Source organism: Acetobacter estunensis (assembly GCF_019083805.1).
Lineage (GTDB): Bacteria > Pseudomonadota > Alphaproteobacteria > Acetobacterales > Acetobacteraceae > Acetobacter > Acetobacter estunensis_A.
In genome coordinates this window covers 1-19,237 of record NZ_JAHRDV010000010.1, presented here as the reverse complement: position 1 = coordinate 19,237, position 19,237 = coordinate 1, and the positions used below count along the sequence as shown (strand labels likewise).

At 58.0% G+C, this 19,237-nt stretch carries 14 protein-coding genes; 9 read left to right on the top strand and 5 right to left on the bottom strand.

The features are described from left to right. Positions 1–74 precede the first annotated feature (74 nt). Positions 75–1,991 (top strand): lysylphosphatidylglycerol synthase domain-containing protein, encoded by a 1,917-nt coding sequence (locus KUA11_RS12185; RefSeq protein WP_408744201.1) that lies wholly within the window; start codon positions 75–77, stop codon positions 1,989–1,991. A gap of 203 nt (positions 1,992–2,194) precedes the next feature. On the opposite strand, the gene KUA11_RS12180 is transcribed toward KUA11_RS12185, so the two are convergent. Continuing rightward, complete coding sequence (locus KUA11_RS12180; RefSeq protein ID WP_217410556.1) at positions 2,195–2,803, bottom strand: TetR/AcrR family transcriptional regulator; 609 nt, start codon at positions 2,801–2,803, stop codon at positions 2,195–2,197. A gap of 99 nt (positions 2,804–2,902) precedes the next feature. On the opposite strand from KUA11_RS12180, the gene KUA11_RS12175 reads away from it, so the two are divergent. Next, complete coding sequence (locus tag KUA11_RS12175) at positions 2,903–4,309, top strand: coniferyl aldehyde dehydrogenase (RefSeq protein WP_254454906.1); 1,407 nt, start codon at positions 2,903–2,905, stop codon at positions 4,307–4,309. A 280-nt stretch (positions 4,310–4,589) separates the two neighbouring features. On the opposite strand, the gene hchA is transcribed toward KUA11_RS12175, so the two are convergent. From hchA to KUA11_RS12155, 4 genes are all read right to left on the bottom strand, one after another. After that, positions 4,590–5,459 carry a glyoxalase III HchA gene (gene hchA, locus KUA11_RS12170; RefSeq protein ID WP_217410554.1) on the bottom strand — a complete coding sequence of 290 codons (870 nt, stop codon included), beginning with the start codon at positions 5,457–5,459 and terminating at the stop codon, positions 4,590–4,592. A 626-nt stretch (positions 5,460–6,085) separates the two neighbouring features. Then, entirely contained in the window at positions 6,086–6,607 is a 522-nt protein-coding gene (locus KUA11_RS12165; RefSeq protein ID WP_217410553.1) for a DUF4142 domain-containing protein, read from the bottom strand. Positions 6,608–7,220: 613 nt separating this feature from the next. Then, positions 7,221–8,825: a B12-binding domain-containing radical SAM protein gene (locus KUA11_RS12160; protein WP_217410552.1), complete on the bottom strand. Its 1,605-nt coding sequence runs from the start codon at positions 8,823–8,825 to the stop codon at positions 7,221–7,223. Positions 8,826–9,313: 488 nt separating this feature from the next. Next, complete coding sequence (locus tag KUA11_RS12155; protein WP_217410670.1) at positions 9,314–10,831, bottom strand: replicative DNA helicase; 1,518 nt, start codon at positions 10,829–10,831, stop codon at positions 9,314–9,316. A 128-nt stretch (positions 10,832–10,959) separates the two neighbouring features. Between KUA11_RS12155 and rfaD the strand changes: the two genes are divergently transcribed. From rfaD to KUA11_RS12120, 7 genes are all read left to right on the top strand, one after another. Then, a complete protein-coding gene (gene rfaD / locus KUA11_RS12150; RefSeq protein ID WP_217410551.1) occupies positions 10,960–11,940 on the top strand; it encodes an ADP-glyceromanno-heptose 6-epimerase in 981 nt (326 codons plus the stop codon). 29 nt (positions 11,941–11,969) lie between these two features. After that, positions 11,970–12,797, top strand: a complete 828-nt coding sequence (gene lgt, locus KUA11_RS12145; RefSeq protein ID WP_166312646.1) for a prolipoprotein diacylglyceryl transferase — start codon at positions 11,970–11,972, stop codon at positions 12,795–12,797. After that, positions 12,794–13,825: a class I SAM-dependent methyltransferase gene (locus tag KUA11_RS12140; protein WP_217410550.1), complete on the top strand. Its 1,032-nt coding sequence runs from the start codon at positions 12,794–12,796 to the stop codon at positions 13,823–13,825. Before lgt ends, KUA11_RS12140 begins: the two co-directional genes overlap by 4 nt. Beyond that, a complete protein-coding gene (gene pgeF / locus KUA11_RS12135; RefSeq protein ID WP_217410549.1) occupies positions 13,822–14,622 on the top strand; it encodes a peptidoglycan editing factor PgeF in 801 nt (266 codons plus the stop codon). The genes KUA11_RS12140 and pgeF overlap by 4 nt, the downstream gene beginning before the upstream one ends. Further along, positions 14,622–15,590 carry a hypothetical protein gene (locus KUA11_RS12130; protein ID WP_254454904.1) on the top strand — a complete coding sequence of 323 codons (969 nt, stop codon included), beginning with the start codon at positions 14,622–14,624 and terminating at the stop codon, positions 15,588–15,590. Before pgeF ends, KUA11_RS12130 begins: the two co-directional genes overlap by 1 nt. A 177-nt stretch (positions 15,591–15,767) precedes the next feature. Further along, the gene (locus KUA11_RS12125; protein WP_368041012.1) at positions 15,768–16,826 is read left to right on the top strand and encodes an ABC transporter substrate-binding protein; all 1,059 of its coding nucleotides are present in this window, start codon (positions 15,768–15,770) and stop codon (positions 16,824–16,826) included. Positions 16,827–16,853: 27 nt separating this feature from the next. Next, positions 16,854–19,232, top strand: coding sequence for a TonB-dependent receptor (locus KUA11_RS12120; RefSeq protein WP_217410548.1), 2,379 nt, complete (start codon positions 16,854–16,856; stop codon positions 19,230–19,232). The last annotated feature ends 5 nt before the right edge of the window (positions 19,233–19,237 follow it).

The following is a 19,237-nucleotide window of genomic DNA, read 5'->3' as shown; positions in this document are numbered from 1 at the left end:
CGGCTCTCAAGGAGCGCCCCAGAGGATGGAAGCGTTGGCTCCGGCACGCGCCGCATCTCCTTGGTCTGCTGCTGATGATCGCGGCCATCGTGGTGGTGCGGCGCGAACTGCACTCGCTCAGCATGGCGGACATCCGTACTGCTCTTGCCAGTATTCCCGACACGGCGTTGCTGGCGGGCGTGGGCTGCACGTTCCTGTCCTACTTCATCCTGTCCTTCTATGACCGGCTTGCGGTCATTCAGGTGGGGCATCCACAAATTTCGTGGTTGCGCACGGCGTTCGCCGCCTTCTGCTCCTATGTGCTGTCGCACAATCTCGGCTTTTCCGCTGTCTCCGGCGCGGCGGTGCGGTTTCGGCTCTATCGCAACTGGGGCCTGCCGCCGTTCGCCATCGCGCATATCATCGCGTTTTGTTCCGTCACCTATCTTCTGGGGGCTGCGGTTCTGATTGGCAGTGTGCTGCTGATCGAGCCGGGAGCCGTGCCGGGGCTGGGCGGTCATGTGCCCGCGCCGGTCGTGGCGGGCGTGGGGATCGCGCTCTGGCTGGGTGTGCTGGCCTATATTCTGGCGGGCCTGAAATGGCGCGAGTTTACCTTCCGGGGCAAGATGGTGGAACTGCCCTCCGCGCCCATGGCCATCGCGCAGACCGTGGTGTCGGCGGCCGATATGGCAGCGACGGCCGCCATCGCGTGGGTGCTGCTGCCGCCAGATACGGTGGATTATCCGTCGTTCCTTGCCATCTACATCGCGTCCTACACAGCGGGGTTGGTGGCGAGTGTGCCGGGCGGGCTGGGTGTGTTCGACAGTGCCATGCTGCTGGCTCTCGGGCCGTACATGCCAAAAGCGCAGATCATCGGCGTGATCCTTGTTTTCCGTCTGTTTTACTACATCGTTCCGCTTTTTCTCGCGGGCGGCATGTTCGCGGCGCACGAGCTGTTTCTGCGTGGGGACGCAGTGCTGGCGCGTAAAAAAGGCAAGTCGTGCGAAAGCGATGAAGTGCGTGAGCGTCGCCCAAGTCTGGCGGTGCGCGAGAGCGAGGCGGATTTCTCCGTGGGTGTGTCCACCGGCACGGTGTCCATGTGCGGCGTGCTGCTGATGATTCTGCCGCTCATCAATCCGATCGTGGTGCCGGACGGCGCGTCCCGCGTGACGGTTCTGGCCGCGCATTATGTGGGCGATTATGTGCTGACGCTGGTGGGTGCGGTGCTGATCGCACTGGCCGTGGGGCTGTCGCAGCGCGTGACGCTGGCGTGGGGAGCGACGCTATCACTTCTGGTGGCGTCTGCGGCACTGAGCTTTCTGCGTGGCAATGCGCTGCCGGTGCCGGCGGTACTGGCCTTCTCGGCTTTTCTGATCGCGCCATTCCGTCGCTGTTATTACCGTCACGCGCGTTTGTTGAGCGAGCCACTGTCGTTCTCCACGCTGCTTTCCTTGCTGCTGCTGATCGGTTGCGCTGTGGTGATCGCCACGCACCGCGAAGGCGCGGACGGATGGTGGGATCTGCTGGTGCCCGAGGGCAGCCACGCGCGCTGGGTTATGTTGCTGGCGGTGTTGTTGTCTGTGGTGGTGATCGCCCGTCTGGCGCGGCCCGGTCGTGTGGTGGTGCGGTCTTGGAATGACAAGACGGCGAACTGGTATCATGCGCACGATCACGCACTGCCGCGCCTGCCGGGCACAGTTGTGGATGGCGTGGTGGCGGGCGAAGCCGGGACGGCGGTGATTCCGTTCCGTCGCCGGGGCATGTTGCTGGTCGGACTGGGTGATCCCGCCGGGGACGATGTGGATTGCGCTTCGGCTATCTGGCGCTTGCGCGATCTGGCGATGCAGGAAGGGTTGCAGCCCGTGTTCTGGCGCACGGGGGCGACGTTCCTGCCGATTTATGCCGATATCGGGCTGGTGGCGTGGCCGTTGGCGGACGGACCGGGGAGTTATGTATGCTGCCCGTCGGAGCAGATCGGGTTGGTGCGGGCGGTGTTGGTAGGGCGGAAGTAGGGCTGGCTTCGCCTTCATGTCAGACAATGCTTGCGAATGTTGGGTATCTCAAAAGCAGGCACTACTTCTGTATTGAGGTCCGTAATGCGGCGATGAGTGTTGTTGTCGGTCTGGATAGTAAAGGTGATAGGGTTCGAAGACCTTTCGCCATTCGGAGAGTCGTTCGACCAGTTCCGAAAAGCGGACGTCGTGCGGTGGCCCAATCAATCGGTGCAGCACATGCCATCCAGCAATATATCTAGCGCGGCAGGGACCGGCGCTGGCCCGACCTTTTCCTCAAGAAGTTGACCATTGATGGCCAGCATAGCTAGGCCGTGCACCTGCGCCCAGCTTGCCGCCGCCAAAGCGTTGGTGGCAACCGGCCGGAAGCTTCCGTCGCGTTGTCCCCTTTCCAGAAGCTCCAGAAGAATCCCAAAAGTGCTCATGGCCGTGTCATGCAGACGCGGATCTATCGTCTTGTCGGCATCGGAACTGAACATCAGACGATAAAGACCGGGATTTTGACACGCAAACTCGATACAGGCCTGCGCCGCCGCCATGAAGTGCGCGCGTATGGAAGGAAGATCCGGGCACATGGCCTCGGTCATGGCCTTCCCAAGCCTGACAAAACCGATCCCAGCCAGTTCCCGAAGTAGTTCTTCCCTGTCGCGAAAATGCTTGTAAGGCGCTGCGTGACTGACTCCCGTGCGCCGCGCCACTTCCCGCAGGGTGAAGGTCCAGTTCTGATCTGCGACCAACATGGTAAGCGCCGTGTCGATCAGTGCGCGACGTAGATCGCCATGATGATAGGGACGGTCTTTCGTTTCACTCATTCGTGAGGTCATGTTTACACAAGAAACTTTCATTGACGCCAGATCGTCAGGCTCCATATCCTGCCTGCATAAGTTTCTCGTGTAAACATGGAGGGCGCAATGTTCGATGTTACTCCCGCTGACCTGCACCGTATTCTCGATCGCCAGCGCACCGGATTTCTGCGTGTCGGATCACCCGATCTGAAACAACGTCGGAGTGATCTGCGTCGTCTGAAAGCTGAAATCCTGAAGCGGCGCACCGAGATCGTACGCGCTCTGAAGATGGATTTTGGTCAGAGATCGGAGCGGGAAAGCGCCATTGTGGAACTGATTCCGCTGGTGCAGTCGATCAATTACATGATCCGGCATGTGGGACAGTGGATGAAGCCGGAACGTCGGCATGTTTCCGCATATTTTCAGTTTGGTCGTGCGTGGGTGGTCCGTCAGCCCGTTGGGGTTGTGGGCATTATCGCTCCGTGGAATTATCCGGTCTCCCTTGCCTTTGTGCCGCTGGCGACAGCGATTGCCGCCGGCAACCGGGCCATGCTCAAACCCTCTGAATTCACACCGGCCACATCGGCTGTGATTGGAGGGATTGTTCAGGCCGTCTTTCCGCCGGAGCAGATTTCTGTCGTCACGGGAAATGGCGAAGTGGGAGCGGCGTTCTCAGCTCTGCCCTTCGATCATATCCTGTTCACCGGCAGCACGGCGGTCGGAAAGAAGGTCGCGGAAGCAGCGGCGCGCAATCTGACCCCGGTTACGCTCGAACTGGGCGGCAAATCTCCCGTGGTGATCGAGCCCGGCTTTTCTATGCAATGGGTGGCAGACCGCGTAGCGTTCGGCAAGCTGACCAATGCCGGACAGACCTGTGTCGCGCCGGATTACGTGTTGATTCATGAAGGCGACAAGGACGGTTTTGCCACGGCCTATCAGGACGCTGTGAAAAAGCTGCATCCGGGCGGTTATGCCGGGTCACCCGATTATACGGCCATCCTCAACCAGCATCATTACGAGCGGTTGAGCAGTCTGATCGACAATGCCGAAGCACAGGGCGCCCGGGTGGTCCGGTTGGGGAACGACTCAACTGCTGATCATGTGCTGGCGCCGGTGCTGCTGCTGGATGTGACACCACAGATGGCGGTGATGCAGGAGGAAATTTTCGGACCTGTCTTGCCCGTACTGACGTACCGCACACTGGATGAAGCAATCGCTTTCATCAATGCGCGTCCCCGGCCTCTGGCCCTGTATTATTTTGGCGACAACCGCATTGAACGCAACAGGCTGCTGAAATGCACGGTTTCAGGAAACGTGACGATCAATGGCACATTAATGCATTATGTGCAGGACGATCTGCCGTTTGGTGGTGTGGGAGACAGTGGCATCGGAGCGTATCATGGAAAGGAAGGCTTCATGGCGCTTACGCATCCTCGCGGCATTTATAAGCAAGGGCGCCTCAATGCCGCAACGCTTCTTCAGCCACCGTTCAGTAAACTGACTGATATCATCACAAATTTTATTCTGCGATGACAATGCGCGTTTTGCTTATCGGGGAGCGCCTTGTTGATGCGGAGCTTGATACGCGCCCCGATACCTTCGTCACCAGCATTACCGCCACTGGCTGACACGTCTCGCGTTATTTTGGATGACTTGAGAAGTCCACTTAATGATAAATCTGCGAATGGAAGAGGCACTCTGGAAGTTTAGTGAACAGATCCAGATACACGGTATGCGGATACATTGGGAACGCGCTGGAAAGTCTGCCGGCCGCAAGCGATGTGACCTGCCTGCGACCTACGCGTAATCGGTTTTATTTGTTGGCAGCCTCAAGCAAAACTTCAGCCGCCAGCTTGCCGAGATTGTTCGACGCCAACGGGCTATCGCCCGTCAGTAGGTGACGATCACGATGTACCTGACCGGTAATCCCCGTGTTGATGATTTTTACGTTGTATTTCCGAAGAGTTTCACCGACCAGCCACGTCATTGGGCCCGGGATGTAGCCGATTTCGATATTGGCTCCGGTATCCAGACTGTCTGGAAATACACACATCTCATAGCCTTCGTATGCGAACCTGCCACCATCGGTCGCTGTAGCCAGCAGACTGGCAGGTCCATGACAGAGCGAGATCATGAAGCGCTCGTTGGTCTGTGCCCAGCGCAGGACGTCACCTACCTGTTTGCTAAATGGCACACCATTGAGAACGCCATGACCACCCGGAATGAAGACGCCGAGATATGGCGTTTCAGCGGTGAGACCTTCTCCTATTACGTCAGCAAGCTTTTTGGGTATTTTGAGCTGCTTTTCGTATTTCTTATAGATCGCCTTGACGGCTTCGTCTCCATGCGGAAAGGCCCACCATTCAAACTTGACCGGATCGCCGGAGATAGTCGCGATATCAATCTCAAATCCCGCCGCATCCAGATGATACATGGGTAGAAGCATTTCGACCGGATGATTGCCTGTCGAAAAAAACTCGCCGCCTTTCATCATCAGGTAACGCTCCTGAGTGCCGATCATCAGGATTTTCCACTTTCCGCCGGTGTAGGGCTTAGGATAAGTGGTGCCGTCAAAATCGGTCTTTGAAGATGTGTATTGGGTCAGGGAATATTCCGACGGGAAGAAGGCGTTGTCTTCTGCCCGATCGGGCATCGGCGCGCGGCTCAGTTGTTCATCGCTCATTGGTATTCTCCTGTTGTTAGTCTGTCGCAAGCGACAGGCTTACGGCTAGATATCCCGGCATCTTCAATCAGAAAGTGCTGCAGAGTATGTAGCGAACCATACGGTGCTTCACAGAAAAGATGAATGAGGGAAATTCTTCAACACCAGGTTGTCGTGAAAGAACGTTCGTATGACTGTCCGGTCGCTTAATAGTACAGTCCTATAGCCGACTGTCCGCTCCCCCGTAAAACGGACATGGAGCGGATCTTCGGAATGTAACAGGCCCGGCCGAAACGCGAAAGTTTTTCACCTAATTGAGGAACTTCGGCACAAACGTATTTTTTCAGGTACTTATCTAGTTGCGATAAAGGGTATTATCGCACGTAGAAGGGGAAATTGCGTAGAGTATGATGCGGCATCAAGGCTCGTGTGGAAAGTTTTAGGCGTTGACGACCTTATCGCAACGCGTCGTGATCTCTGCGCCTATATTTTTCTTTCTTCGGGCTGCCTCTTAAAAACGATCCTCTTCTAAGTTAAGAAAAGGCTGGAACTCGGTAGATTATAGCGAAGGATTTGCAGTTCGGGACGAAACGTCTTCAGTTGCAAATCTTGTTTATCGCAAACAGTTTCAATAAATATTGTTCGTGTTATCTTGGCAGATTCTCAGCCATTTTCAGATGTTCCTCAAGAATAGGAATGGTATCGCCAGCCCACTTCTTCAGTGCTTCATTTTCACCGCTCCTCGCATAACGCCGGAAGAGTGACAGAGCATCTTTATGAGCGGAAATCTGGTCCTTTCGATATTGGCTGACGAAGCTGTCACCATGCAGACCTTGCAGTGTCTCCAGCTTCTTTTGATGTGTATCATCAATGGAAGATGGAGGCGTAGTTGCCATATTGCTCGTGCTGAGAAGTTGCTTCAGTTCTGATGAGGTTTTCTGATGGTCCGCGATCATCTTGGAGGCAAATGTTTTAAGTGAGGGATCTGACAGGGCTATCTGGCTGGACTGAATCTCAAACAGATCGCTCCAGGCAACGCTCCGGATGAAATCATCCGTTTTTGGTGCAATTCCCATCATGGAATTCACTCCTGTTTTTTCCGGGAGAGACTGGGCAAGAGCAGGTATTGAGAAACACAATCCTGCGACAAGAAGATAGGATTTTTTCATCTTCGCTTTCCTTATGCGACGGAAAAGGGATGATCTTGGGAAGGCGTCAGGACAAATATTGGCGATAGAAAGCCAATATATGCTGATATTTTCTAAAGTTTAGCATAGATGTCGATTGCTGAGGATAGCTCTGTAAAGAGCATAAATTCCGAACGACACGTTCAGAGGAAAGTTGCACGGTTCTCATCGCTTCTGAACGTTTTTCTATTTGGTGGGATATTTTATAAGACACAGCCTTTTTCGAGGAACTAAAGAAGTCACGTCCAATCAGAGTTATGGTTTTCGTAACCCACTTCGAATTAACTCTGATACAAATTTTATGACGCTAGGAACACGCTTTCTCAACATTGAAGGCGTTCTTCCCTATCTTGGATACTGAAGTAGCGTTCACGCTGGCACGTATGTTGGGCGCTCTGCATCTGTGTTTTCATTCCCCAGACGCCGCCCTTCTCCCCTAGAAAAAGGAAGAAAACATCACAGATCGAACAGGATACAAGCGTCATTGGGCCGTGTGCTACCTGACGACAAACCCCACAATCCAGAAACTGCTCTCAATGAGGTCAAGCTCCTCACAGCTATAGCGGCAGGTATCTATAGATCGGCACATCCTTGTTTACGCCACCGGCTCAAGCACTGCCGTGGCAGCCTGTTTCACGAGCGGCGGTGCTTGCCAGCGCCCCTGATCCACATTCTCGATTTCCCGATCGATTTCACAGATGACCTGTCGCGAAAACGGCCCAAGATGCAGATAAAGCGCGCTGGTCATAACCACATAAGGCAGTGCCTTCGGATTGTGCAGGGCGCAGTCCAGCAGCATACGCCAGAACTGCTTGCTCGTTCCGGGCCCGGCGCGATGAATCCGAAAGAGAAGACGCAGGAAACTGCGGAGATCGCCCCGGATCATCCGGTGGGTGCGCTCGCGCTTGAGCATCCGCCCCAAGCGGCGCACGCGACCGAAATACGCGACCGGATCATAGATTGCTGCCAGCACAGTCCGATAATCGTTTAACACGTCACGACGCGGTCGCTTCGTCTCGAAGTTCAGCCCGGCGGTGCATTGATCTCCTGATTGCGTCTGGTCATCACCGGAGAAAAGACGTCCTTCAGCCAACAGGCGGCGCGTGAGTTGTGTGGTGGGCAGGGCGTAGAGGAGGCCCACCATGCAGACCGGGATCGACGTATCCTCGATACATTCGATCATACCCGCGGCAACACTGCCTTTTTCGCTATCGAACCCGACGATGAACCCGGCATTTACGAAAATCCCGGCTTCATGGATTGTGGTGATACTCTGTTGCAGGCTGCGGCGGGTGTTCTGCTTTTTCTGCGTCATGACCAGAGTGTCCGTATCCGGACTCTCGATGCCTACGAACACTGCGAAGAAATTCGTCTCCGACAGACTGCGGAGCAGATCGGCATCGTCGGCGAGGTTGATTGACGCTTCGGTTGAAAACTCGAAGGGAAAATTCTTTTCGTTCTGCCAGAGTTTCAGATCCGGCAGGAATTTCTTCAGCGCCTTCTTGTTGCCAATCAGATTGTCATCGACAAAATCAACATGCCCGCGATAGCCCAGAGCATACAGGGCATCGAGTTCCGCCATGACCTGTGCATTGGTCTTAGTGCGAGGCACCCGGCCGTACAGTTCGATGATGTCGCAAAACTCGCAACTGAACGGGCAGCCGCGCGAGAACTGAACCCCGACATGCAGATACTGGTCCAGCTTGAGCAGATCGAAGCGGGGAAGAGGACTTTTGGTGACGTCGGTCTTTCCCATCGGCGCTTCGAAGGTGCCTTGTCTTTCGCCCCTGCACCAAGCCGCGATGAAATCGCCCATGATTTCCTCGGCTTCTCCGAGAACCTGAAAATTGGCGGCGCTGTAGAGAGAGGGGCTCGACGTGACATCGGGGCCGCCAACCACCACTGGCTTGCCGTCGGCGCGACATCTTTCGATGATATGCAGGGTATCATTGCGCTGGGGAAGCATTCCGCCGGTCATCACCATGTCGGCCCACGCGAAATCCGCATCTGTCAGAATCTCGGTGTTGCGATTGACCAGCCTGATCTCCCAGTTCTTGGGGAGCAGGGCGGCAACGGTAATCAGACCGAGCGGGGCCGCCGGGTAGCGGGCTCCCGCCAGATCGCAGGCTTCCTTGTAGTTCCAGAAGGAATGTGCGTTGAAAAGCGGAAAGATCATCAAGATCTTGCAGCTGTCGGTCATCGCGGAGAGATCCTTTGATTTAACAGCTGATCACGATCCAAGCGGACGATCTCTCGTGCTCTTCGAAAGCGCGCCGGGTTTTGGAAAGTCGGGTTCAATGGGGAAAGAGTAGAAGGCCGACACCATTCAGGGCGGTGTCGGCAGGGAGACTTGGGACGGCACAAGTCTCCTTTACGATCGTCCTCGCTGACGGCGGGGACCATGCGGATGGACTGTTCCATGTCTTGTGGAACAGCGAGGTTTCAGCGAACGACCGTCGTAGGGACGCTCCATCCGGATCGGTAAGGGTTTATACACCCAACATCCCATGATGGCGACAGGCCAAGTTTCGGGACGTAAAACAGCGGTGACAGTAACAGAATATCGGATCGCCGCATGTAACAAAAAGAAGCAAAGCCGTGCGTCCTGTTGCCTGCCCCATGGAGAGGGATTGGTACAGTCGGTGGCTTTGCCGGTGGGCCTCAACAGTCAGGCCGTAAGGCAGGGTGTTACCGCCTATACTCCTCATGGGTCGTATCCAGATCCGCAAACCGCGTGTATTCGCCTTCGAAATACAGCGGCACCATTCCGGTCGGGCCATGTCGCTGTTTTTCAAGAATAAGTTCGGCCTTGTTGTGGACCAGCTCCATCTTACGCCGCCAGTCTTCCAGTGCGGCCTGATACTTCTCCGAGGACTCGAAGCTTGCTTCTTTGGGTTCGCGCTGCTGGAGATAATATTCGTCGCGATAAACAAACATCACGGCGTCCGCGTCCTGCTCGATCGAGCCGGATTCACGTAAATCGGAGAGCATCGGGCGCTTGTCCTCGCGGCTTTCCACCTGACGGGAGAGCTGCGACAGCGCCATGACGGGCACTTCCAGTTCCTTGGCGATGGCCTTCAGGCCCTGCGTGATCATCGAGATTTCCAGCACACGGCTATCGGGACGGGTGCCTACAGCAGGCCGCATGAGCTGGAGATAATCCACGACCACAAGGCTCAGCCCTTTGGTGCGCTTGAGACGGCGGCAGCGTGTCCGCATGGCGGATAGCGAGATGGCGGGCGTGTCATCAATCACCAGCGGAAGCTGGGTCAATTCGCGGCTGACACGCACGAAACGGTCGAATTCTTTCTGTCCGATGTCACCACGACGGATACGTTCGCCCGAAACTTCGGCCTGCTCGGAGAGAATACGTGTGGCCAACTGCTCGGCGGACATTTCCAGCGAGAAGATGGCAACCGTGCCTTCGGGCTGCACACCTTCACCCTTTTCGCGGGCGGCGTTGAGCAGCGCGCGTGCGGCGGAGAAGGCGATCTTGGTGGCGAGTGCCGTCTTGCCCATGGCCGGACGTCCGGCGAGGATCAGCAGATCGGAGGGATGCAGGCCGCCGGTCTTGCGGTCGAAATCGCGCAGGCCCGAGGTCAGGCCGGAGACATCGCCCTCATTGCGGAACGCCTTCTCGGCGGTCTCGATGGCCGAGGTGAGCGCGCGATCGAAACCGGTGAAGCCGCCGTCCTGCCCTTTGTCGGTGGCGAGCTTGAACAACTGCTCCTCGCCTGAGGCGATCTGGTCCTGTCCGTCGAGGTCTGTGGCGCCGAAGGCGTTGTTGACGAGGTTTTCACCGATGTCGATCAACTGGCGCCGAATCCAGGCGTCATGAATGGCGCGGCCATAGTCGCCCGCGTTGATGATACCCACGGTGGAGGTCAGCAGCCGCGCCAGATAGGCCATGCCGCCGACTTCATCGAGGAGACCGGAGTTTTCCAGCGTGCCGCGCAGCGTCACCGGGTCGGCCAGCATCCCCGCTTCGATGCGCTTGCCGATGGCGTCGAAGATCGCCCCGTTGATCCGGTTGGCGAAATGCGCGCCGGTCAGGAAGTCCGAGACGCGGTCATAGGCGCGGTTATTGGTTAGTAGCGCGCCAAGCAGTGCCTGTTCGGCGTCCACATTTGCGGGTGGCTGACGCAAGGAGACGCCGACGAGACCGTCCTTGCCAGAGTCCGGAGCGGAGGTGGGGGAGGAGTCCATCATGTTCACGGAAGCCTGTGTATCACCGAGGCGGGGGCATGGGACAGTGCTGATGCGTCCATGAACCTTTGTCGCATCGCTTTCGCCTTCCTTGTCGCCCCCCTGCGCTTGCCTGTAAGGCAGGACACATGATCATCGTCACCGGCGGGGCCGGATTCATCGGGTCGTGTCTCGTCGCGGCCCTTCATGCGCGGGGCCATGAGGTGATCGTGGTCGATCGTCTGCGCAATGGGGATAAATGGCGCAACCTGCGCCGTCATGCGCCCGCGCGGCTGGTGGCGCCGGAGGATCTCGACGCTCTGTTCGACAGCGATATCGCGGTCGAGGCGGTCTTTCATCTTGGCGCGATCAGCGCCACCACGGCGCGCGATGGGGATCTGGTGTGGAACACCAACGTGGCCCTCTCGGAAAAGCTGTGGGTGTGGTGCACGGAACGGCAGGTGCGTTTTTTCTATGCGTCGTCCGCCGCGACCTATGGCGCCGCCGACCGACCCGAACTGTTCTCTGATGATCCGGCGCGACTGGAAACGCTCGAGCCGCTCAACCTTTACGGTTGGTCCAAACAGGTGTTCGACCTGCATGTGAAGGCACGGCTTGTGCGCGGCGAGGACCGTCCGCCGCAGTGGTGCGGTCTGAAGTTTTTCAACGTTTATGGCCCGAACGAATACCACAAGGGCAGCATGATCTCCGTCGTGAAGGTGAAATACGACGAGGTAAGCGCAGGCCGCCCCGCACGTCTGTTCCGCTCCGACTGCCCTGCGATTGCAGACGGTCAGCAGAAGCGGGACTTCATCTGGGTGGGAGACGTGGTGGATGTCATGCTCTGGTTGTTCGATCATCCGCATGTGAGTGGGCTGTTCAACTGCGGCACGGGGGTGGCGCGGAGCTATCTCGACCTTGCCCATGCGGTGTGCGACGCGGTGGGTGTGGCCCGTGTGGTGGAGTTCATCGACATGCCCGAGAGTCTGCGGGGGCAGTATCAGTCCTTCACGCAGGCCGACATGACGCGGTTGCGGGCCGTGGGGTATGACGCGCCATTCACGTCTTTGGAGGGGGGCGTCACGCAATATGTGCGCGACCATCTCTCCAAGGCCGATCCCTACATCTGACGGCCGGTTCCGTTTCAGGAAGGACCTTTATGCTGCCTGTTCTCATGTTTCCGCAGTTCGATCCGGTGCTGATCCATTTCGGACCGCTTGCGATCCGCTGGTACGCGCTGGCCTATATTGCGGGCATCGTGCTCGGTATCCAGCTTCTCAAGACGCTGGTGACATGGGCACCGCGGGCCGCGACCCGCGAGATGGCAGACGATTTCCTCGTCTGGGTGACGCTGGGCGTCGTGCTGGGCGGCCGCACCGGCTATGTTCTGTTCTATCAGCCGGAGTTTTTCCTCACCCATCCCTTGCATATTTTCGAGGTCTGGCAGGGCGGCATGTCCTTCCATGGTGGGGCGTTGGGAGTGATCCTTGCGTTGTTCCTATTTACCCAGCGCTTCGGGCTGAATTTTCTGGCCTTCTCGGATCGGGTGACGGTATGCGTGCCGATCGGGTTGGGGTTCGGGCGGCTGGCCAACTTCATCAACGGAGAATTGTGGGGCCGCTATGCTGACCCGTCGCTGCCTTGGGCGATGATCTTTCCCGGCACGGACGGGATCCCACGCCATCCATCGCAAATTTATGAGGCGCTGACGGAAGGGCTGCTGCTGTTCCTTGTGCTGTTTACGGCAGCACGGCGGAAATCGCTGCGTGAGCATCCGGGTTTTCTCGCGGGTCTGTTTCTGGCGGGTTATGGCTGCGCGCGTATTTTCTGCGAATGCTTTCGTGAGCCGGATGCTTTCCTCGGGTATTTCCCCTTCGGCGTGACGATGGGCCAGATCTTGAGTATTCCCATGATTCTGGCGGGTATTGGTCTGATGACATGGGCCATGAAGCACAAGCCCTACGCTGGCATTGCGAACGCGGAATGAGCAGCGCGGGACCGGACTGTGGAGAGCGGCTGGACGTCTTCATGGGGCGGGCCAATGCTCTCTATTACGCGACCCGCGATCCGTTCGCGGACTTTGTGACGGCTCCCGAGGTTTCACAGATTTTTGGGGAACTGCTCGGCGCGTGGTGCGCGGTGGTCATGGACACTCTTGGCCCGGACGTGCGGCTGGTGGAAGTCGGGCCGGGACGCGGCACGCTGATGGCGGACATGCTGCGTGTGCTGACGCGGATCGCGCCTTCGCGTCTGGCCCGGCTGTCGGTGCATCTTGTGGAAACATCGCCACGGTTGCGGAGGGCACAAGAACAGGCCTTGGCGCAATTCGCTGTTCAGGTGCAGTGGCATGATGCGCTGGGCGATGTGCCGGAAGGGCCGATACTGCTCGTAGGTAACGAGTTTCTTGATGCCCTGCCGATCCGTCAGTTCGTGCGGACGGAAACCGGATGGCTGGAACGCTATGTGCAGGATGGACAGTGGGCTTTGCAGGCGTGTCCAGATGTGCCGCTGGACGTGACGGAGCGGGGCGCAGCACCCGGTGAGGTGATCGAGACATGCCCGGCAGGACAGGCGTTCATGCGTGAGCTTGGTCGCCGTGTGTCTGAGGCACCCGGCGCGGCCCTGCTGATCGATTACGGCACGTCCCGTTCCTGCGTGGGCGAATCGCTTCAGGCGCTGCGTCAGGGGCAGCCGGTTTCCGCTCTGGTGGAGCCGGGCACGGCCGATCTGACGGCGCATGTGGATTTCGCGGGTATGGCGCGCGCGGCGGCGAAGGCTGGCGCTGTATGCGACGGTCCGGTGGAGCAGGGCGCGTTCCTCATAGCGTTGGGCGCGATCCAGCGTGCGGATGCGTTATGCAAGGTAGCACCTGCGCAAGCGGGTTCCGTCCGCACTGGATTGGACCGGTTGATCGGGCCGGAGCGCATGGGGCGACTGTTCAAGGTGCTGGGCGTGCGTTCGCCGCGTGGCTCGCCGTTGCCGGGTTTCCTGCAAGAACATGGAGAAGATACATGAGTGCTGACCTGGTGCCTGAATCGGTCGTGCAAAGCCCATATCTGTCCCATGTGCGGCACGGGTTCTTCACCCGGATCGGCGGTGTGTCGGAGGGTCCTTACGCCAGCCTGAACTGTTCTACTAAGTCGGGGGACGATCCAGTTCATATCACTGAAAACCGGCGGCGTGTGGCAGGTTTTTTCGGACTGGGTGGTGAGGCGCTTCTGGGTGTGACGCAGGTGCATGGCGATGGTGTTGTGACCGTGACACAGTCGTGGAAGCCGGGTGAAGGTGCTGCCGCGGACGCCATGGTGACGACGCGGGACGACGTAGCGCTTGGCGTCATCACAGCGGATTGCGGTCCGGTGCTGTTTGCCTCTCGTGATGGATGTGTGGTTGGCGCGGCCCATGCGGGTTGGCGGGGTGCGGTTGGTGGCGTGCTGGAAGCCACATTGGACGCGATGGCGGCCTGTGGTGCGGCACCCGAAGAGATCATCGCGGTTGTCGGTCCCTGTATCGCGCAGGCGAGCTATGAGGTGGGGGCGGATATGCGAGCGGCGGCACTCGTCTCGGATGCGCAGGCGGCGGCATTTTTTCTGCCCGGCGAGCGGGAGTCACACTGGCAGTTTGATCTGGCCGGGTATTGCGTGGACCGGCTGCGTCGCGCAGGAGTGGGGCAGGCCGCGGCCATGGGTATCGACACACTACCTGACGAGCGGCGCTTTTTCAGCCACCGACGGCGCACGCTCGCTGGCGGTGGTCCGATCGGTCACCAGATCTCGGTGATCGCGGCTGGAACCGGAGCTGTTGCGCGTTGATGAAACGGTCGTTCTCTATCCTCCTTTCCCTTTCGACGATGTGCCTGCTTTCAGGATGCCTCAGTGTTCCGCACCCATTCAGCCATCCGGGGAAAGAGACGCAGAATCTGACCGATCGCACGGCCACCTCGCGGTTGGATGTGCCGGTGCCGAAAGATGAGGCATCCGGAGATGCCGTGTCGAAACTGTGGGCGCAGCAGGTGACGGAGGCGCTTCTGGAGCAGTCGGTGCCCGCCATTGCCCAGCCTGTGCGCCCGGGAGACTGGTGGTTGCGGCTGCACACGGAGCGCCGTGGCGATGTGATTGTGCCGCTGTATTCCGTCATGACCCCCAAGGGCACGATCCGCGCCACGCAGGAAGGACCGGGTGTGCCGGTGGCGGACTGGAATGCCGCTAATCCGGACGCCATCCATACCGCCTCGATTTTCGGGGCGGGGCAGGTGGCGAATACGCTCACCGGCATCATGGCGCAGGACATGGAGGATGACCCGCACAGCCTCAAGCATCGTGGCGCGCGTATCTGGTTTCAGGGTGTGACGGGCGCACCCGGGGATGGGGATGTGTCGTTGGCGCAGGCTTTTGTCGCGGCCTTCCGTGGCATGAAGGATTCGATCCAGAGTTCGCGGATGGATGCGGATTTCATTGTAGCCACCACGGTCAAACTGACGGATGGGCCGGAAGGCACGCACGGTCATCCCTTGCAGCATATCCGTATCGACTGGCGCGCGACCGACAAGGATGGGCATGAGGTCGGGATCGCTACTCAGTTGCATGACATCTCTGCGCATGAGTTGGACGGCATGTGGGGCGATGTCGCCATGGCGGCCGCCGGTGAAGCGGCCGGCGCTGTGGAAGAAATGATCACCCGCTATTCCAGCCGGGACGCGAAGCCTATTCCCGATACGTCGAAAGGGAATGGGAAAAAGACCGTAACCCCGCAGACGGCGGCGCCCGGCACGGGTGGCTGACGGTTGTGCGGCGCCTATGCCGTTGAGGCATGAACGCCGCATGGCTGCCGGGAAATATTCCGCCTTGACATCGTCTGTTGCCGGGAAGCCACGCTTGTAATTTTCCGTTTCGAACGGGTTGCAAACCCCTCCATCGCGCAGTCTATATATGAATAAATATACATATATGGGTGAGCGGTGAATCGCAGATCTGTCCTTTCGGAAGTGTTACGGCTTGTGCTGTCGGTCGCCACGGTGGCGGTTATGGCCATGCCGTCGGCGCATGCCGAAACGGAACGACGGACCGTCCACGACATGACGGGCGCTGCTGTGGCGGTGCCTGTCGCTCCCAAGCGGATTGCCGATCTCTGGTTTGCTCATAACGAAGTTCTCGCGATGTTGGGGGCTGCGGATCGCATTGTTGTAACGGTGGATCGGCCGCAACAGCAGCCGTGGCTGTTTTATCTCGTGCCGGAATTGGCCAAGGCACGCCATGTCAGTCCCGGTGGTGTCGATCCCGAATCTCTGCTGGCGGATCGCGTGGATCTGGCGTTCGTGTCGTCCGGTCTGACGCAGGCATCCGGCTTGCGGCAGGCTGGTTTGTCGGTACTGGATATGACGTTTCAGGACGTTGGCGGGCTGTTGCGCTCCCTGACGCTGACGGCGGATGCGCTGAATGATCCCATCGCCCGGGAGCGAGCGGCACGGTATCACCGCGAGCTTGATGCGGAACTTGCACGTATTGGAAAGATTCTTGGAAACGTAAGCGAGGATCGGAAACCGCGCGTCCTCCATCTGGCCAGTATTGCGCCACTTCAGGTCGATGGGGGGCACACCATTGTCGATCAGTGGATCCACAGTGCAGGTGGACGGAATGCTGCGGCCGGTGTTTCGGGCGTGAAGCGTCCGGTGACAGCGGAACAGATTGCGGCGTGGGATCCGGACATCATCATCGTGCAGGGTGGTGTCGCTCTGCCGGGACACGATGCCAATGGAGATGTGCCGACGGGGTGGGATAGCTTCCGGGCTGTCAAATCCGGACATGTCGTTGCGAATCCTGTCGGTATGTTCCCATGGGATCGCTACGGCACGGAATTTCTTCTTCAGGTTCGTTGGACGGCGGGAGTGCTGCATCCGGACCTGTTCGCTTCATCGGATATGAAAGACGCGATGAAGCGGTTTTATCATGACTATGTCAGTCGGGATCTTTCGGATGCCGATCTCGACCGGATGCTCTCGGGGCGCGGACCTGTCTGAGTCGACAGTGTGTCTGCATGCAGGAATATGAGGAATGTTTTCGTGAAATCGATTTCGGGTTGGGCAGTTTTCGTGTGTGGGTGCGTCGCCGGGAGCGCTGTGCACGCAGCGGAGGCTCCTGCTGAAACCACGACACACAGCACGGTAAAGACGGCCAAAGCGGCGGTTGGCGCAAAACAGAAGACGGCTGCCCAGACTGCGGCGAAGACGACGGCCACCACGGCTCCCATTGCCGGGACTCTGGATGGGTCCAAGGGTGAGACCGTAATCGTTCATGGCATTCATGTCGCGGACGGTACAAGCGCAAGATATATGAACAAGACGGTCTATCTCGGACCGTTGGGCAATCGGGATACGTTGAACACGCCTTATTCCGTCATGGGTGTTCCGCATGACGTCGTGGTCAATCAGCAGCTCCGCAATGTCAACGATATGGCGCAGTATCTTCCTTCGGTACAGTTGGAGATTCGAGGAGACCCCAATACCTCGCGTCCGCAATCCCGTGGGTTCGAGGCCGATGTGATCGCCAATTCCCGTCTGGACGGGCTGAATGTGGTCTCCACGACTCCTTATCCGGCCGAATGGGTTGATAATCTTCAGGTGCTCAACGGCTTGGCCGGGGCGATGTACGGACCGGAAAACCCGGCGGGCGTCTTCGAATATACGCTCAAGCGCCCGACCGATCGGCGGACCGAGCGGCTTTCGGTCGGCGCGGATTCCATCGGCACCCCCATCGTGAATGGCGATATTTCGGGGCGTATCGGCAATAATCGCTGGTTCGGTTACCGCCTGAACATGCTACACGCCGACGGCACGGGCTATGCTTCAGGCAGTTCGATCCGGCGTGAAATGGTCAGCGCTGATTTCGATATCCATCTGGACGACAAGACCGTTATCGAAATCGATGCCAGCCATTATACCTATGCTGCACGTGGTCTGGCGCCGGGCTTTGGGATTCCGGCCGGCACTGCTGCCAACCCCACCGGTATTAGCGGAAAATTGCCTGAGGCGCCGGATCTGGGTAGGCGGATGGCGCCCGGCTGGAGCGGCTATAATATGGAAACCAACACGTTTCTGGCCAAGATCAAGCATCAGATCAACGATAACTGGAGCTTTACGCTCGGTGGTCTTTACCAGGACGCCATGCGACAGTCCTTTGGTATCAGTGATACATTGACGGCGGCGGGCGGAACGAACGGTTTCTATTCCTCGAAAGCGACAGCGACCACGACCGCAGATGATTTTCGCGTTGGCAGTAACATGGCTTATTTTAATGGCCGTGTTTTTACCGGACCGATCCGGCATGATCTGGTGATTGGCACCAATGGCTACATGATGGGGAATTATAATCCGGTCAAAGGTGTTACGCCTGCGCAAAGTCTCGGAACGTACAACATGTATGGCGCTGCGCCCACTGATGGCAGGCAGCCTTATTATGAGGGGCGTTATAAATCCAGCAGCATTACCAGCCAGTCTTTTATCGTTGGCGATACGCTGACGATCAATAAGCATTGGTCGATTATGGGAACGCTCGCCTGGAGCTGGATCGACCAGTCCGGCGCGTTGAATGCCAATACCGCCATGAGGAAAACCTTTCAGGCCAATGCGGCTTTCAGCCCGACGACCAGCCTGATGTATAAACCGACCGAGAACCAGACTATTTATTTCACCTATGGACGCTCGGTTGAGGCGGGACCGGTTACACCGAACAGCCAATATTATACCAATACAAATATTGCCTTGCCGATTGCGCACTCTGAAGAATATGAAGTCGGCTATAAGCTGCGTTATAAGAAAATGCAGTTTAACGTCGCCGGATTCCGCATGACTTCGCCGTATGCGATGTATGTGAGTGCGGCCAGTGGTTCTTGCGCTGGCGGCACGAACTGTCAGACTTATACCTATGGCGGCACGCAACGTAATTATGGTGTAGAAGCCCAGATCTCGGGTGAAGTGCTGCCCAATCTTTCGGTTCTTGCTGGGATGACCTGGTTAGATGCTGAATTGGTTCATAGCAAAACGGCTTCCTATAATAACAAGGAGATTGTCGGCGCCGCGCCGTTGCAGGCCAGTCTGTTGCTGGATTACCGTTTGCCGGCAACATTGGGCTCCTTCGCATCAGGTTGGGCGTTTAATGCTGGCATCCATTACATGGGTAACCGTGCGGCCAACGTGACCAATACGCTCCACACTGGATCGTACACGACGCTGGAACTGGGAACCCGTTACGCTTTCCACGTTGCTCGTTTCCCATGGGTCGCGCGTTTTGGGGTCAGCAATGTTACGAACGAGCGCTACTGGGCGTCGGTTTATACCGGTGCGCCAAGTGGCACATCCGGCGCGGCTTCGACCCTGTATGCAGGTCTGCCCCGTGTCTACCATTTCACTTTGTCGGCTGAGTTCTGAGGCGT

Bases quoted from the DNA above. Each gene is read 5' to 3' on its own strand.
- KUA11_RS12160 (WP_217410552.1), bottom strand. From the start codon at position 8,825: ATGACCGACAGCTGCAAGATCTTGATGATCTTTCCGCTTTTCAACGCA.
- rfaD (WP_217410551.1), top strand. From the start codon at position 10,960: ATGATCATCGTCACCGGCGGGGCCGGATTCATCGGGTCGTGTCTCGTC.
- hchA (WP_217410554.1), bottom strand. From the start codon at position 5,459: ATGAGCGATGAACAACTGAGCCGCGCGCCGATGCCCGATCGGGCAGAA.
- KUA11_RS12140 (WP_217410550.1), top strand. From the start codon at position 12,794: ATGAGCAGCGCGGGACCGGACTGTGGAGAGCGGCTGGACGTCTTCATG.
- KUA11_RS12185 (WP_408744201.1), top strand. From the start codon at position 75: ATGATCGCGGCCATCGTGGTGGTGCGGCGCGAACTGCACTCGCTCAGC.
- KUA11_RS12175 (WP_254454906.1), top strand. From the start codon at position 2,903: ATGTTCGATGTTACTCCCGCTGACCTGCACCGTATTCTCGATCGCCAG.
- KUA11_RS12130 (WP_254454904.1), top strand. From the start codon at position 14,622: ATGAAACGGTCGTTCTCTATCCTCCTTTCCCTTTCGACGATGTGCCTG.
- KUA11_RS12165 (WP_217410553.1), bottom strand. From the start codon at position 6,607: ATGAAAAAATCCTATCTTCTTGTCGCAGGATTGTGTTTCTCAATACCT.
- KUA11_RS12180 (WP_217410556.1), bottom strand. From the start codon at position 2,803: ATGAGTGAAACGAAAGACCGTCCCTATCATCATGGCGATCTACGTCGC.
- KUA11_RS12120 (WP_217410548.1), top strand. From the start codon at position 16,854: ATGAGGAATGTTTTCGTGAAATCGATTTCGGGTTGGGCAGTTTTCGTG.
- lgt (WP_166312646.1), top strand. From the start codon at position 11,970: ATGCTGCCTGTTCTCATGTTTCCGCAGTTCGATCCGGTGCTGATCCAT.
- KUA11_RS12155 (WP_217410670.1), bottom strand. From the start codon at position 10,831: ATGGACTCCTCCCCCACCTCCGCTCCGGACTCTGGCAAGGACGGTCTC.
- pgeF (WP_217410549.1), top strand. From the start codon at position 13,822: ATGAGTGCTGACCTGGTGCCTGAATCGGTCGTGCAAAGCCCATATCTG.